Origin of the sequence: Streptomyces sp. PKU-EA00015 (assembly GCF_013387495.1) — a bacterium.
In the GTDB taxonomy this organism is placed as follows: domain Bacteria; phylum Actinomycetota; class Actinomycetes; order Streptomycetales; family Streptomycetaceae; genus Streptomyces.
The window spans coordinates 171,142-186,588 of the sequence record NZ_JABZEE010000024.1 but is presented as its reverse complement, the minus strand read 5'-3'; the positions used below and the strand labels follow the sequence as shown (position 1 = coordinate 186,588).

9 protein-coding genes are annotated in these 15,447 nt (G+C 71.2%); 4 read left to right on the top strand and 5 right to left on the bottom strand.

From position 1 onward, the window contains the following. Positions 1 to 628 precede the first annotated feature (628 nt). Positions 629 to 1,978, bottom strand: coding sequence for an MFS transporter (locus tag HW130_RS16555; RefSeq protein WP_177150340.1), 1,350 nt, complete (start codon positions 1,976 to 1,978; stop codon positions 629 to 631). 27 nt (positions 1,979 to 2,005) lie between these two features. Continuing rightward, a complete protein-coding gene (locus HW130_RS16550; protein ID WP_177150339.1) occupies positions 2,006 to 2,452 on the bottom strand; it encodes a MarR family winged helix-turn-helix transcriptional regulator in 447 nt (148 codons plus the stop codon). Between the two features lie 147 nt (positions 2,453 to 2,599). On the opposite strand from HW130_RS16550, the gene HW130_RS16545 reads away from it, so the two are divergent. Then, positions 2,600 to 2,782 carry a ribbon-helix-helix protein, CopG family gene (locus HW130_RS16545; protein WP_177150338.1) on the top strand — a complete coding sequence of 61 codons (183 nt, stop codon included), beginning with the start codon at positions 2,600 to 2,602 and terminating at the stop codon, positions 2,780 to 2,782. A gap of 10 nt (positions 2,783 to 2,792) precedes the next feature. On the opposite strand, the gene HW130_RS16540 is transcribed toward HW130_RS16545, so the two are convergent. Next, positions 2,793 to 4,247: an NCS2 family permease gene (locus HW130_RS16540; protein WP_177150337.1), complete on the bottom strand. Its 1,455-nt coding sequence runs from the start codon at positions 4,245 to 4,247 to the stop codon at positions 2,793 to 2,795. Positions 4,248 to 4,428: 181 nt separating this feature from the next. On the opposite strand from HW130_RS16540, the gene HW130_RS16535 reads away from it, so the two are divergent. From HW130_RS16535 to HW130_RS36735, 3 genes are all read left to right on the top strand, one after another. Next, positions 4,429 to 4,737, top strand: coding sequence for a DUF2530 domain-containing protein (locus tag HW130_RS16535; protein ID WP_177150336.1), 309 nt, complete (start codon positions 4,429 to 4,431; stop codon positions 4,735 to 4,737). Positions 4,738 to 4,895: 158 nt separating this feature from the next. Continuing rightward, a complete protein-coding gene (locus HW130_RS16530) occupies positions 4,896 to 7,361 on the top strand; it encodes an HAD-IC family P-type ATPase (protein WP_177150335.1) in 2,466 nt (821 codons plus the stop codon). 471 nt (positions 7,362 to 7,832) lie between these two features. Beyond that, positions 7,833 to 11,360: a DNRLRE domain-containing protein gene (locus HW130_RS36735; protein ID WP_375256542.1), complete on the top strand. Its 3,528-nt coding sequence runs from the start codon at positions 7,833 to 7,835 to the stop codon at positions 11,358 to 11,360. Between the two features lie 65 nt (positions 11,361 to 11,425). Here HW130_RS36735 and HW130_RS16520 read toward each other — a convergent pair whose 3' ends face one another. Both HW130_RS16520 and HW130_RS16515 read right to left on the bottom strand, forming a co-directional pair. Next, complete coding sequence (locus HW130_RS16520) at positions 11,426 to 12,037, bottom strand: SMI1/KNR4 family protein (RefSeq protein ID WP_177150334.1); 612 nt, start codon at positions 12,035 to 12,037, stop codon at positions 11,426 to 11,428. A 47-nt stretch (positions 12,038 to 12,084) separates the two neighbouring features. Next, entirely contained in the window at positions 12,085 to 15,228 is a 3,144-nt protein-coding gene (locus HW130_RS16515; RefSeq protein ID WP_177150333.1) for a sacsin N-terminal ATP-binding-like domain-containing protein, read from the bottom strand. Between the last annotated feature and the right edge of the window lie 219 nt (positions 15,229 to 15,447).

Below are 15,447 nucleotides of genomic sequence, written 5' to 3'. Positions count from 1 at the left end.
GCCCCGCGCCTCAATCGCCGGCGGGGCTGAATTCAGGGGCTCTGCCCCCGCGCCCCCGCGCTGCCCCTGGAGGGTTGGACTTCGCTGAGCGAAATCCAGCCCGTCCGGGGGCACCTCCCACGGCCGCCAGGCTGTAGGGAGGGCGGGGTGGGGAAGAGCCCTCCGCAGGCCCCACCCGCGGGAGCCACGCCCCTGGGCGTGAGCCCTGAACGGGGCCCGGGGGTAGCGCCCCCGGGTTCGGGATGGAGGTACCGCCCACGGCCGCCAGGCCGTAGAGGGAGGGCGGGATAAAGGAGTCCACGGGGGCAGCGCCCCCGGTTTCGGGCTGGCGTCGCCCACGGCCGCCAGGCCGTAGGGGGAGGTTGAGGACACCGCGCGAAGCGCGGTACGGGGTCTGGGGCGAAGCCCCAGTCCGGGGAGGGGCAGGGTGGGGGAAGGGCCCACCGCTAGGCCCCACCCGCAGGGGCCACGTCCCGGGGCCAGCCCCGAAAAGGGGCACAGGGCGCAGCCCCGAAAGAGGCCCGGGGCAGCGCCCCCGGCTTCGGGGTGGGCACCGCCCACGGCCGCCAGGCCGTAGGGGACAGGCGGGGTCGGGGAAAACGCCCCCGTACCGCGGCCCCCGGGCCGCCTACGCCGCAGTCGTCAGGCGGTCCCGTTCCACGAAGCGCACCTGTGGGTGGCCGCGGTGCCAGCCCACCGAGAGGCGCAGGCCGCCGACCCGCGCCAGCATCACGCCGACGCCCGCCGCCGCGAGCGCCGCCACCGCGCCGCCCGCCGCGAAGCCGACGCGCGCGCCGTACGTGTCGGTGACCCAGCCCACCAATGGCGCGCCCACCGGCGTACCGCCCGTGAACACCATCATGAACAGGCTCATCACACGGCCCCGCATCAGCGGATCCGTCGCCATCTGGATGCTGGAGTTCGCCGTGACGTTGACCGTCAGGCCGAACATGCCGATCGGGACCATCAGCGCCGCGAAGATCCAGAAGGCCGGGGCGAACGCCGTCACGACCTCCAGCGCACCGAACAGCACCGCCGCGCCCACGAGCATCCGCAGCCGGGACGTGCCGCGCCGGGCGGCGAGCAGGGCGCCCGCCAGCGAACCGGCCGCCATCAGGGTGTTCAGCAGGCCGTAGGTGCCGGCTCCGGAGTGGTAGACGTCGTCGACGAAGGCCGACAGCCAGATCGGGAAGTTGAAGCCGAAGGTGCCGATGAAGCCGACGAGCACGATCGGCCAGATCAGCTCGGGCCGGCCCGCGACGTAGCGCAGGCCCTCGCGCAGCTGGCCCTTGCCGCGCGGCGCGCGCTCCACCTTGTGGAGTTCCGAGGGCCGCATCATCAGCAGGCCGGCGACGGGCGCGACGAAGGACAGCCCGTTGAGCAGGAAGGCGTAGCCGCTGCCGACGGCGGTGATCAGCACACCGGCGACGGCGGGGCCCACCAGCCGCGCGGACTGGAAGTTCGCGGAGTTCAGCGAGACGGCGTTGCGCAGCTGGTCGGGGCCGACCATCTCGGCGACGAACGACTGCCGTGCCGGGTTGTCGACGACGGTGACGAGGCCGAGCAGGAACGCCGTGAGGTAGACGTGCCAGACCTGGACGTGGCCGCTGAGCGTGAGCACGGCGAGCGCCAGGCCGGTGAGGCCCATGGCGGCCTGGGTGACGAGGAGCAGCCGCCGCTTGGGCATCCGGTCCGCGATCACGCCGCCGTACAGGCCGAACAGAAGCATGGGGAGGAACTGCAGCGCGATGGTGATGCCGACGGCGGAGGCGGATCCGGTCAGGCTCAGTACCAGCCAGTCCTGGGCGATGCGCTGCATCCAGGTGCCGGTGTTGGAGACCACCTGTCCGGTCGCGAAGAGCCGGTAGTTACGGATCCTCAGCGAGCTGAACATGGTCTGCTTGCGGTCGGGTCGGTCGGTTGTGGAGTCGTTGGCGGTCGGTGCGGGGGCGGAGTCTGCTCCGGATCCCGTACTCAAAGGGGTTCGCCTCCTCGGCGTCGGCGGTCACTGCAGGTGTGCGAGCTTCTCCAGCACGGGGGCGGCGGCGCGCAGCGCGGCCCACTCGTCCTCGTCGAGGCCCTCGGCGAGGGACGCCAGCCAGGCGTTCCGCTTGCGGCGGCTCTCTTCGAGCATGGCCTCGGCCTGCTCGGTCTGGCTGACCACCTTCTGCCGGCGGTCCTCGGGGTGCGGCTCCAGCCGGACCAGTCCCTTGGCCTCCAGCAGCGCGACGATCCGGGTCATGGACGGCGGCTGGACGTGCTCCTTGCGGGCCAGCTCACCGGGAGTGGCCGAGCCGCAGCGCGCCAGGGTGCCGAGCACGGACATCTCGGTCGGACTCAGCGATTCGTCGACGCGCTGGTGCTTCAGGCGCCGGCCCAGCCGCATGACGGCGGAGCGCAGGGAGTTCACGGCGGCGACGTCGGCGTCAGTACCGTGGGACAGGTCAGGCATGTTCATTAGCATAACTCATTACCCTCCCTAAGGACCAGTCCCCTTCTGCTCCACCGGTCACGGCTGCGATCGATGCATCACCCATATGAGTGAGAGTGAGTCCGAAAGTGACGCGCGGTCTCCGGCGGTGCGGCGACCCTGGCTCGCATGGGATCGACAGTGCTCAGCCTGCGGATGGACGGTGAGCTGCTCGACCGGCTCCGGCAGCACGCCGCCAAACGACAAATGAGCGTCCAGGACTACGTGGTCCGGACGCTCATTCGCGACGACTTCGACGAACGCTTCAAGGCGGCCGTCGACGAGACGGAGAAGTTCTACGGGATGGCCTGAGGGCCCGGGCTCACGTCAGACCGAGCGCCGGCATCGCGTAGAAGAAGACGAACACGGCCGACACCGCGTACATCGCGACGGGCACCTCGCGCCCGCGCCCCGTCGCCAGCCGCAGCACGCTGAACGCGATGAAGCCGAGGCCGATACCGTGCGTGATCGAGTAGGTGAACGGCATCATCACCATCGCCAGGAACGCGGGCGCGGCGATCGTGAAGTCGCTCCAGTCGATGTCCTTGACGGAGCCGGCCAGGATCAGGAAACCGACCGCCACCAGCGCGGGCGTCGCCGCCTGGGACGGGACCATCGTCGCGAGCGGCGTGAGGAACAGCGCCAGCGAGAACAGCAGACCTGACACGACGGACGCGAGTCCCGTACGGGCGCCCTCGCCGACACCGGCCGTGGACTCCACGAAGCAGGTGTTGGCGGAGCAGGAGGCTGCGCCGCCCGCGGCGACGGCGAGGCCGTCGACGACCAGCACCCTGTTGATGCCGGGGTAGTTGCCGTCCTCGTCCATCAGCTCGGCCTCGTCGCCGACGGCGAGGATCGTGCCCATCGCGTCGAAGAAGCACGACAGCAGCACGGTGAAGACGAACAGGACACCGGTCAGCACGCCGACCTTCTCGAAGCCGCCGAACAGGCTGACCTGGCCGAGCAGCCCGAAGTCGGGCGTCGAGACCGGGTTGCCGGGCCACTCGGGCGTGGTCAGGCCCCAGGACGCGACGTCCGCCACGGCGTTGACGATCACCGCGAGGACGGTCATCACGACGATCGAGATGAGGATCGCGCCCGGCACCTTGCGGATGATCAGCGCGAGCGTGAGCAGCGTGCCGAGGGCGAAGACCAGGACCGGCCAGCCGAGCAGGTGACCGCCGGTGCCCAGCTGGAGCGGCACGGTGGTGTGGGCGGCGTCGGGGATACGGGTGACGAACCCGGAGTCGACGAGACCGATGAGCATGATGAACAGGCCGATGCCGATGGCGATCGCCTTGCGGAGCCCGAGCGGCACCGCGTTCATCACGCGTTCGCGCAGGCCGGTGGCCACCAGCAGCATCACCACGAAGCCGGCGAGCACCACCATGCCCATCGCGTCGGCCCACGCCATCTGGGGCGCGAGCTGGAGGGCGACGACCGTGTTCACGCCGAGTCCGGCGGCGAGCGCGATCGGGACGTTGCCGATGACGCCCATGAGGAGCGTGGAGAACGCCGCCGCGACCACGGTGGCGGTGACGAGCTGGCCGCCGTCGAGCTGGTGACCGTACATGTCCTTGGCGCTGCCGAGGATGATCGGGTTCAGCACGAGGATGTAGGCCATCGCGAAGAAGGTGGCGAACCCTCCGCGGACCTCGCGCGCGACCGTGGAGCCGCGCTCCGAGATCTTGAAGAAGCGGTCGAGACCGCCGACGGGCTGCGGGGGCGTGGGAGGCAGGCCGGGGGAAGCGACCTCGGCGGTGACCGTGGGGGACATGCGGGACCTTTCTCGCCCGGTTCCGTGGGGGTCTCGTACGGAGGTTCATACGAAGGAAACCGGTCTGACGCAAACTCGTTCAGTATGAACGTATAAAGTTGAAGATCGGTATCTTCGCGCGTAGACCCCTGTGGGGACCGGCCCTCGCAGCCGCCTCGGCCCCCGGTCCTACACTGTGCGCATGGCGAAATGGACCCCCAGGCACGAGGCACCCCCGCCCCTTGAGGGGCCGGTCGTCGCCACCATCACCGGCGGCACGATCCTCTGGTTCGTCATGTTCCTCGTCCAGGTCCCCTTCTACGGCTGGTTCGCCGACCGCGACCTGACCTGGTGGGTGTGGACCTGCCTGGCCGGCGGCGGCCTCGGCCTGATCGGCATCTGGTACGTACGCAGCCGGGACGCGGCGATCAGGCGTGACCAGGCGGCACGGGAGGCCGAAGCGGCGGGGCCGCAGGAGACCGGGCCGCGGGAGGCCGGGCCGCAGGCCTGACCCGACGACCGTCGGCTCCGCGAGCTGCCGCAGACCCGCCCGCGGACCCCGTCGAACGACCCGGCCCGTAGTACCCGGGACCCTTCGCGTCCTCCCCCGGTCCTCTCTTCCGCCTGCCCGGGGGGTGAAGCGGCCGCGTCCGCCGTACCGTCGAAACCATGACGCAGCGGGCGGAGATCGACATGGACGGACAGGAGCCCCGCAGACCCGTCATCGACGCGGGTGCCGAACTCGACCCCGTACACCCCCGGCAGCCACCGCGCCCCAAGGCTTCGGCCACCACGCCCGTGACCGGGCTGACCACGGACCAGGTCGCCGAGCGTGTGGCCCGCGGCGAGGTCAACGACGTGCCGGTGCGCAGCTCCCGCTCGGCCGTCGACATCGTCCGCGCCAACGTCTTCACCCGCTTCAACGCGATCATCGGCGTGCTGTGGGTGATCATGTTCTTCGTCGCGCCGATCCAGGACAGCCTCTTCGGCTTCGTCATCATCGCCAACACCGGCATCGGCATCGTCCAGGAGCTGCGCGCCAAGAGGACCCTCGACTCCCTCGCCGTCATCGGCGAGGCGAAACCGCGCGTACGGCGCGACGGGGTCGCCACCACCGTCTCGACGTCCGACATCGTGCTCGGCGACCTCGTCGAACTCGGGCCGGGGGACAAGGTCGTCGTCGACGGCGAGCTCACCGAGGCCGACAACCTGGAGATCGACGAGTCGCTGCTGACCGGCGAGGCCGACCCGGTGCTCAAGCAGCCGGGCGACCAGGTGTTGTCCGGCAGCTTCGTCGTGGCCGGCGGCGGCGCGTTCACGGCGACCAAGGTGGGCCGGGAGGCGTACGCGGCTCAGCTCGCGGAGGAGGCGTCGCGGTTCACGCTCGTCCACTCCGAGCTGCGCTCCGGTATCTCCACGATCCTCAAGTACGTGACCTGGATGATGGTCCCGACCGCGATCGGCCTGATCATCAGCCAGCTCGTCGTCAAGGACACCGACCTCAAGGACTCCGTCGCCCGCACCGTCGGCGGCATCGTGCCGATGATCCCCGAGGGGCTCGTGCTGCTGACGTCCGTCGCCTTCGCGATCGGCGTGATCCGCCTCGGCCGCAAACAGTGCCTCGTCCAGGAGCTTCCCGCGATCGAGGGCCTGGCCCGCGTCGACGTCGTCTGCCTCGACAAGACGGGCACGCTCACCGAGGGCGGGATGGACGTCACGGAGCTGCGGCCGCTGGGCGGGACGGAAGAGGCGTACGTACGGCAGGTGCTCGGTGCGCTCGGGGAGTCCGATCCCCGGCCGAACGCCTCGCTGCAGGCGATCATCGAGGCGTATCCGGACAGCGAGGAGTGGCGCTGCACGGAGTCGCTGCCGTTCTCCTCGGCGCGCAAGTACAGCGGGGCGAGCTTCAGCGAGGGCAACGGGGAGACGTCCACATGGCTGCTCGGCGCGCCCGACGTCCTGCTGCCGGACGACGACCCGGTCCTCGACGAGACCGACGCCCTCAACCGGCAGGGCCTGCGGGTCCTGCTGCTCACGAAGGCCGCCGAGGAACTCGACGCGCCGTCCCCGGCCGACGGCGCGAAACCGGCGGCCCTGATCGTCCTCGAACAGCGGCTGCGCCCGGACGCGTCGGAGACCCTGCGCTACTTCGCGGCCCAGAACGTCGCGGCGAAGGTCGTCTCCGGGGACAACGCGGTCGCGGTCGGCGCGGTCGCGGACAAGCTGGGGCTGCCGGGCTCGGAGCGTACGGTCGATGCCCGCCGGCTGCCGGCCGAACGGTCGGCGATGGGCACGGAGATCGACGCGAACGCGGTCTTCGGCCGGGTCAGCCCGCGGCAGAAGCGCGACATGGTGGGCGCGCTCCAGTCCCGCGGCCACACGGTCGCGATGACCGGCGACGGCGTCAACGACGTCCTCGCGCTGAAGGACGCGGACATCGGCGTCTCGATGGGCTCCGGCTCGGAGGCCACGCGCGCGGTGGCGCAGATCGTCCTGCTCAACAACAGTTTCGCGACGCTGCCGTCCGTGGTGGCCGAGGGCCGCCGGGTGATCGGCAACATCACCCGTGTGGCCACGCTCTTCCTGACGAAGACGGTGTACTCCGTCCTCCTCGCGATCCTCGTGGTCTGCTCCCAGGTGGAGTACCCGTTCCTCCCCCGGCATCTGACGCTGCTGTCCACGCTCACCATCGGCGTCCCGGCCTTCTTCCTCGCCCTGGCGCCCAACAAGGAGCGGGCGAAGCCCCACTTCGTACGGCGGGTGATGCGCTACGCGATCCCGGCGGGCCTGATCGCGGCGGCGACGACGTTCTCCACGTACCTGCTGGCGCGCTCGCACTACAGCGGCCCGGGCGCGCTGGACGCGGAGACGAGCGCGGCGACGCTGACGCTGTTCCTGGTCGCGATGTGGGTCCTGGCGATCATCGCCCGGCCCTACACATGGTGGCGGATCGGCCTGGTGGCGGCGATGGGCGCGGGCTTCCTGCTGGTGCTGGTGGTCCCGTGGCTCCAGGACTTCTTCGCGCTGAAGCTGGTCGGCGTGACGATGCCGTGGACGGCGGTGGCGATCGCGGCGGGCGGCGCGGCGCTGCTGGAGTTCGCGTGGCGTGCGGTGGGGCGGCGGGTGCCGGCGTAGGGGGCGGCGGGGCCCGGACGTTCCCCGACGTGGCGACCATCTGCTCGGATCCCGCGCCGAGCGCGGCGGCGAGGCTGTCCCCTCTGGAGCTCCCGGACGACCCGGAGGCCCCCAAGTACGCGGCGTCTATTTCGCGTCAGAATTCCCCATGGCGCACGGTGACTTGGCAACATCTGAGGCTTTGACAGCGATTCGTCCGATATCCACGGTTCGCTCTCGGGGCGCTCACGGATCGCCCGTGAATCGGCCACCGGCAGGGCGCTGAGGACAACTCCGCCCCGCGGCGCCATGTGATCAATCCGATGTTTGAGACACCGCACCTCTGCAGGACCAACGCCGCCACGGCCCGCGCAATCCGAAGCCGCCCGCACGGCCAGAAGTGCCCTACTGCCCTCCTCTTGACGCGCATAGCGTCCTTCAACAGTGCGTCCCGCACATGTGTTTGAATTTCCAAGAGGAAGGCATCACTTCGTGTCTCCTGACACACAGATCTCCGGGCACGGACGGCGCAGACGGATGTCCCGGACGGCGGCCGCGGCAGCGCTGCTGCTGGTCGCCGAGGCCGCGTTCGTCGCCGGCGGCACGGTCGTCGCGGCGAACCCCCAGACGAAGGCGGCGGCCCTGACCTCGGGTCACCAGCCGTCCCAGGCCGAGATCCTCGCCTCCGACATGGCGTGGGCCGCCGCACACGCCAAGGGCTCCAAGGCGTGGGCGATCCTGGAGGCGGAGAAGACCGGCAAGAAGGTCGTCGTCACCGACGAGACGACCGAGACCACGTACACCGTCGCCAACCCCGACGGCACCTTGACCACCGAGCTCACCTCCGGCCCCGAACGCGTCTGGCGCGGCGGCACGTGGCAGAAGGTCGACGTCACCCTCGCGCGCGGCGCGGGCGGCAGCGTCCAGGCGAAGAACCACCCCAAGGGCCTGCGCCTCGGCGGCAAGGGCGGCACCAGGGCCACCTCCTTACGCGCCGCCAAGGACGCCGCCCCGCGCGACCTCGTCACCCTCGGCCAGGGCGACGAGAGCGTGACCCTGCAGTGGAAGGGCGGGCTGCCCGCCCCGGCGATCGACGGCACCACGGCCCGGTACCGCGAGGCCGTGCCGGGCGCCGACGTGATCGTCGAGGCGACCCGCACCGGCTTCGAGCAGTTCGTGGAGATCCGTGAGCGGCCTGCCGCCGACGGCTACTCGTACACCCTCCCCGTCCGGGCCAAGGGCCTCAAGGCCAAGGCCCACAAGGACGGTTCGGTCACCTTCACCGACGCGAAGACCGGTGCCGCACGGGCCACCATGCCCGCCCCGGTCATGTGGGACGCGTCGGTCGACAAGCGGTCCGGGAAGCACGAGAACCGCGCCCGCGTCGGGATGAAGGTCGTCGACAAGGGCCGCGGCCTGATCGACCTCGTCGTCACCCCGGACGCGAAGTTCCTCGCCGACCCGAAGACCGTCTACCCGGTCACCGTCGACCCGTCGACCTCGGCGCTGGCGAACACCTTCGACACGTACGTCCAGCAGGGCGAGACCGTCGACTGGTCGGCCGACACCGAGCTCGACTTCGGCAACCCCGGCACCAAGAACGCCGACGGCACCTACCGCACGGCCCGTTCCTTCATCACCTGGAACACCTCCGCGATCGCGGACTCGCTGATCGTCGACACCAACCTGTCGCTGTACAACTTCCACTCGGGCAACAGCGACTGCACCGCGCAGAGCTGGACCGTGTGGGACACCAGTGCCCCGTCCACCGCGTCCCGCTGGAACAGCCAGCCCGCGTGGAACCAGCAGTACCACTCCTCCACCGAGACCAAGGGCAACCCGTCCTGCGGCGCCGACGGCTGGATCAACGCCGACGTCGACACCCTCGTCCAGACCTGGGCGTCCGCCAAGGCCACCCGCGGTCACATGGGCCTGCGCGCCGCGACGGACGACACCCGGGCGTGGAAGCGGGTCAACTCGGCCAACAACGCGGCCAACCAGCCCAAGCTGTCGGTGACGTACAACTACCGCCCCTCGGACGGCACGGCCCGCCAGGCCGGCGCCCCGTTCAAGTCCTACGCCGGTGTCTGGGCGGTCAACACCACCACCCCGATCCTGCGCGACACGTTCACCGACCCGGACGGCGACCAGGTCAACGGCACCTTCCAGGTCTACGACGCCGCGACCAACACGCCCATCACCACGCCGCTCGGCGAGGGCCTGCTCCTGTCCCCGTACGGGGACCAGGGCAAGCCGGTGAGCGTGACGGTGCCCGCCGGGCAGCTCAAGGACGGCCGGACCTACAAGTTCCGCACCAACGCCTACGACGGCACGCACTACAACCTGAACTGGTCGCCGTGGACCCAGTTCGTCGTCGACACCACCGCACCGGTGGCCCCGGCGAAGATCGCCTCGACCGACTACCCCGAGGGCGCGTGGACGCCGAACAACGGCGCCGGCAGTTTCCAGATCACACCTCCGGCCGGTGACGATGTCCGAGGCGTCGAGAGCCGTACCAACGGTGGCGCCTGGACTGCGGAGAAGCCCGCCGTGGCCGGTCAGCCCACCACGGTGACGGGCACACCGGACGAGCGGGGCATGAACCGTACCGAGGGCCGTGCCGTCGACCGGGCCGACAACAAGGGATCGCAGAAGGTCTACGACTACGGCACCGGCAAGGCGCCGATCAGCGGCGACACCGCCGTCCCGGACGGCGGCGCCGACCCCGACCCCATCCCGGACGAGGAGCCCTACGAGGCGGAGGACACTCCCGAGAAGCAGCCGAGCCCGCATGGCGCTCCTCCGGAGCCCGGAAGCCGGGACAACTGCTACACGACCGACAACCCCGAGATCGAGATGTGCCAGAGTCGTCAGTACGACGCCGGGATCGCAAGGGCGGCAATGGCACTGCCGGCGCCCACCGATCCTCTCGTCTCCTGGTGCAGTGACCCGGCGATCGGTGGATACACGCTCACCCGCCGTGAAGGCTGCCACAAGGTCGGTGTCGTGGCCGACTGGTGGCAGATCAGCAACAACCAGCCGCCCAAGCACATCGGCACCGCCATCTTCCTCGTCCGCGAAGAGATGAAACTGGACAACACGGGTGCCTGGCACCAGCGGAACTTCATCGCTCCGCTTTCCGTCGACGGTGCGCTGGGAACGGTGACCCTCGACTACTGGGACGCCACGTGTGGCGGTGACACCGTCTGCGATCGGGCGTTCGTCGGCCCCGAATTCACCGGACCGACTTCCTGGACCACCACCTCGCCGGTGACCGAGCAGACCGTCCAGACGCGCAAGTTCACCTGGAAGACGGCTGCCCTTGGCAAGTCCCAGGAGTTCGACCGAGGCAGCTTCCTCGGTTTCAAGGCGTCCGCTGCTCCTGGCGCGGTGAAGGTCACCGAGCCGAGCTGGGTGTTCTGGGACCAGATCCGCTGTGACCAGATGATGCCGAACGCGGCGTCCGTCGGCTGTGTGTTCCCCAAGTACACGCCGACGTTCGAGCTGAAGCACAAGTACGCCGAAGGTGCCGCGCTGTACTACATGGAGATGCGCGACAAACTCGACTGGCATCCCGGCAGCAAGGCACACAACAGTCCGCTGCACCGCGAGTTCGACCCGGCCAAGCGAGACGCGAACCGCGCTGTCGTCTGCCCGGACAGTGGTCAGTACGCGCTGGTCCTGCACCCGCTGGCGACCGGGGACAAGAAGGCAACTCAGTGCGACGAGTATGCCTTCGCGGCCTCCAAGGAGAGCGGTGGATCGCAGGCGGGTGTCACCAACGGTTCACAGTGTCTCCAGGCGTATGCCCGTAAGGACGCTGACGGCAAGTGGCGTCTCTACGACGACCTGAGGGCGCCGAACACGGCACCCACGTACAAGGAGAAGTGCGCCCGCGCCACCATGGCCGGTGCCCAGAACGAGCGTGCCGGCTCCCGCCTCTCGGGCTTCTACACCAAGAACCGAATGCTGGACAATGACGCCTACTTCATCGATGTCCCCGGTCTGGTCAGGCCGTAGCAAGTAGACGGAAAGAAGCCCCCTCCTACCGGCCGGCGGGAGGGGGTCTTCTCGCGTCCTTGGTGCTAGGCCTTCTCCAACTTCCAGTTGAGGTGCCTGGGTGGGCCTTCGTCCAGTTGAGGAACGCGGGAGTACTGGCGCGAGTACGGCATAGGGGATCCGGACTCCAGGGACTCGGCCATCAGCCCGATCATCTGCCCCAGAGTCTTCCAGCGGACTGCGGTGACCTCGTTGCCCTCGTAGTCGAGCTCGATGATGTTGCCGTAGGTGTCGCCGGGCCGGTGGTCGATGATCAGGCTCTCCCCCGTGTTCGTACCGGCAATGGGGAGCCACAGCGGGTCCGCCCACGGATCCAGAATCCAGTGCTCGGGATCCTCGTCCCGCTGCTCGTCGAACTCTTCGAGCATCTCCTCCATGTACTCCGGCCCGCCCTTGAGTCCGTCGATGCCGTACGGGACGTAGCCGCCCGGCCAGATGGGAGCGTCGTACAGGGGGGCGCCGTCGTGGATTCCGAGCCACTGCACGAGATGCGGGTGGAGCGGGTACGGGATGGCGTCCCGGAGGGACTGGATGGCCTCTTCGGAGGCAGGCGGGTGCAGCTCGGACAGAGCACTGGTGCACTGGTGCTCCCCGAGCCAGGTCTCGATGCGTTCCCAGGCACGTATGAGATCGTCCACCAGCGCATCCTGACACGTTGGTGGCGAGTCCGCCCCGGCGGCAGCCGCTACGCGTCGAACCAGCGCGCCCGTTCCAGCTCCGCCGTCCGGGACGCGTCCTCCAGCAGCGCCGCCACCTCGAAGCGGCGCGGCCACTGGGCCGTCGACCAGGCCAGGGCAGCCGCCACGCCCTCCAGCGTCGCGGCGTGCAGCACACCGTCCGGGGTGCGGCGCCAGTCGAGCTCGACGCCGCCCGCCATCAGCTCCTCGTGTTCGACGTACGTCGCGGGCGTGGAAGGGCCCAGCAGGGTCCGTACGGACTCGGGGACCTCGTGCACCTCGCCCTCGGTCGTGACCTCCGCCGTGACCGCCTCGCTCAGGCGGCGCACCTGGAACAGGTCGGCAAGGTCCGCGGCGCGCGAGGGCGCCACCGGGAGCAGGGGCAGCCCGGCGGTGAGCGGCAGCAGGTCCGGGGTGTCCGCGACGACCGCGTCCCCCGCGTCCACGACCACCACCTCGCCGTCCACCACGGCCCGCAGCTCGTCGGGGAGCGTGACCTGCTCCGGGTCGAGCTCGGCCAGCGCCGTGTACAGGGCGTGCAGCCGGTCGGCGCGCACCTGGCGGCCGGGGTCGGCGAGACGGGCCAGCAGCTCGGCCGCACCGCCCGGCTCGTCGAGCAGCGCCGCGACGGACGTCCGTACGCCGAGGGCGTGCAGCACCTGCGCGTCCTCGAAACCCGTCGTGTCGGCCGACTCGTACAGGCCCTCCAGCAGCGGGTCCGCGGACGCCGCGCGCAGGCCGGCGGGGCGGCGACCGTCGAGCACCGGATGGTCGCGCAGCCACCACGCCGTGTACGGCCGCACCGTCTCCGTCGTGCCGTCGGGCAGCAGGATGCGTACGGGCTGCGTCAGCGCGTCCCGCAGCGGCGGCTGCGCCAGCAGGGCGAGGGCCTGCGGCCAGCGGTCGTCGTCCACCAGGTCCAGGTCGCGCACCGCGACGATCTCCGTGGCGACCGGCGGCACCGGCGTGTCGGGCAGCCGGTCGAGCACGTCCTCGCACCACACGTCGACCGCGTCGAGCAGCCCTGCGTCGTCGGGCTCGGCGAAGTCGCCCCCGCGAGGGTCCAGTTCGTCGGGGTCGAGCACGACGTCCGTGGCCCGGACGAGGGCGAAATTCGCCAGGACACCGCAGGCGGCGAGCGGCTGCTCGCCCCAGCGTTCGGCCAGTTCGGCGTCGCACAGCGCGAGTTCGCCCTCGCGCATGACCGAGGCGAACGGGCTGCCGGGCAGCACGAGTTCGCCCGCGGGCGCGAGCTCCCCGTCCTCGTCCGTCAGCGCCAGCGCGCCCAGCCACGGCTCGTCACCGGGCTCCAGCTCCGCGTCCCGTACGAGCGCGAGGACCGTCTCCGCCAGTTCCTCGGCGTCGAGGGTGTCCGCTTCCTCGTCCCAGATCTCGCCCTCGTCGAGCGACGCCGCCACCGCCGCCCGCACCTGCGGCGTCGTCAGCACGGCGCGCGGGGTCGCGGGCAACGCCCCCAGCTTCTCCAGCAGGGGGTGCGCGGCGTCCGGGTGGACGACCTTCAGCCCGAGACGGGCCAGGTGGGGCGGGGTGTCCGCGAGAGGGAGCAGCGTCTGACGGGGGCCGATGGTCGTCCGGTCGTCCGCCAGCGGCACCGGCAGACCCGACAGCCGGTCCGGGTCGACGCCCGCGAGGCTGTCGTAGAGCCTGCGCCACCAGCCCGGTTCGCGTTCCAGACCGGCGAGCCGGTCGATCGCCTCCGTCAGCGGCACCCGCGCGACACCGAGCGTGCGCAGCTCGACCCGGCGCTCGAGACCGGCGGGCAGCAGGCTCGGCAGCACGTCGGCCATGACGCGTACGGTCTCCGCGCCGGCGCCCTCCAGGACCTCCGCCTCGATGGGCCGCAGAGCCCGGGGCGCCTCGCGGCCGGGCAGACCGGAGTCGTCGTCCGCCTGCTCCCGCGGCGCGGCGGCCTCCAGGAACGCCGTGCGCGGCAGCCGCGTGAGGATCGCCGCACGCAGCGCCCCGTCCAGCTCGCCCTTGCCGAGCGGGCCGGGCACCAGGTCGATCGTGCCGGTGCTCACCGGCTGCCACTCGCCGAGCAGTTCGGCGTACGCGTCGGCCGCGCGCTCCACGAGGAAGTCGGTCAGCGGTCCGGGCGCCGGGTGCCGGCGCGTCGTGTCCAGCGGCAGCGAGGCGATCAGCAGCGCGGGTACGCCCAGGGGTTCGTCGGTGGGCGTCGGCGCGTGGACGACGGGCGCGGTGCCCGGACGGGCCGGTGCGCCGTCGACCTCGACGGGCACGGCCCAGGTGACGGACCAGTGCGGGCGCAACCGCTCCTCGACGGGCCGGTCGGCGAGCAGCGCGGGCTCGATCGGCCCGGCGTGGCTCACCACCCGCCAGCGCCGTTCGCCGCGCGCACTGTCCTCGACCCGTACGTACGCGCCGTGCGTGCTGCGCCGCAACTCCCGTACGCCGTCCGGCGTCTCGACCACGACCTCGGCGAGTCCCGGGAGCGTCAGCAGGAGCGCGTCGTCGATCCCGGCGAGCAGCCGCTCCACGAGATCGACGGCGGCCCCGTCCCGCAACGGCAGCACCACGACCGTGTCGTACCCCTCGGGCGCGCTGCCCTCGGCGGGCAGCGGCAGCCGCAGCAGCGGTACGTGGCCGTCCCGGCGGCGCAGCTCGTCGCCGAGTCCGGGGCTGGCCACGGCCGCCTGCCAGGCGAGCTCCCGCGCCTCGGCCAGGGACCAGCGCACACCGCCGTGGCGGCCGACGACGGCGGGCTCGTCGCTGACCGCGAGGACGGCGGCGAAGCCGACGCCGAAGCGGCCGACGGACGTCTCGTGGCCCTCGCGCTTGGCGGAGGCGCGCAGGGTGCTCAGTGACTCGACACCGGTCGCGTCGAGCGGCGCGCCGGTGTTCGCGGCGGCCAGCACGGCGGGCTCGCCGCCCGTGCCCGGCCGCAGCGTGAGGCGCAGCCGTCCGCGCACCTGGGCGCGGGCCGCGGCGTCGGCGGCGTTCTGCGCGAGCTCGACGACGAGCCGGTCCCGGTAGCCGCCGAGCGCGAGGTCCTCCTCGGCGTTGGCGTCCTCCCGGAAGCGGGCCGGGCTGGCCGCCCACGCGTCGAGCACACCGCGCCGCAGCCGCGCCGTCCCGAACGGGTCGGCCCACTCGGTCGTCCTGACGCTCACGCTGTGACTCCGCCCTGCCGGTGCCGCATGCCTGCGGCGGCCTGTGTGTTGCTGCTGGGGCCGAAGGTACCGCGTACGGGAGTTCCCTAACGTGGCGGGCGGCTGCGGGGGCGTGCCTTTCAGCCCGTCCGGCGATGGAAGGCACGCCCGCAGGACATGCGCTGTCCACCGGCCGACAGCCGTGCCCGATCGCGCAACCCACTCCGCGGGGCCCGCGCC

Excerpts from the sequence above, each read along its gene's own strand:
- HW130_RS16550 (WP_177150339.1), bottom strand. The coding sequence starts at position 2,452 with ATGCCTGACCTGTCCCACGGTACTGACGCCGACGTCGCCGCCGTGAAC.
- HW130_RS16545 (WP_177150338.1), top strand. The coding sequence starts at position 2,600 with ATGGGATCGACAGTGCTCAGCCTGCGGATGGACGGTGAGCTGCTCGAC.
- HW130_RS16540 (WP_177150337.1), bottom strand. The coding sequence starts at position 4,247 with ATGTCCCCCACGGTCACCGCCGAGGTCGCTTCCCCCGGCCTGCCTCCC.
- HW130_RS16530 (WP_177150335.1), top strand. The coding sequence starts at position 4,896 with ATGACGCAGCGGGCGGAGATCGACATGGACGGACAGGAGCCCCGCAGA.
- HW130_RS16535 (WP_177150336.1), top strand. The coding sequence starts at position 4,429 with ATGGCGAAATGGACCCCCAGGCACGAGGCACCCCCGCCCCTTGAGGGG.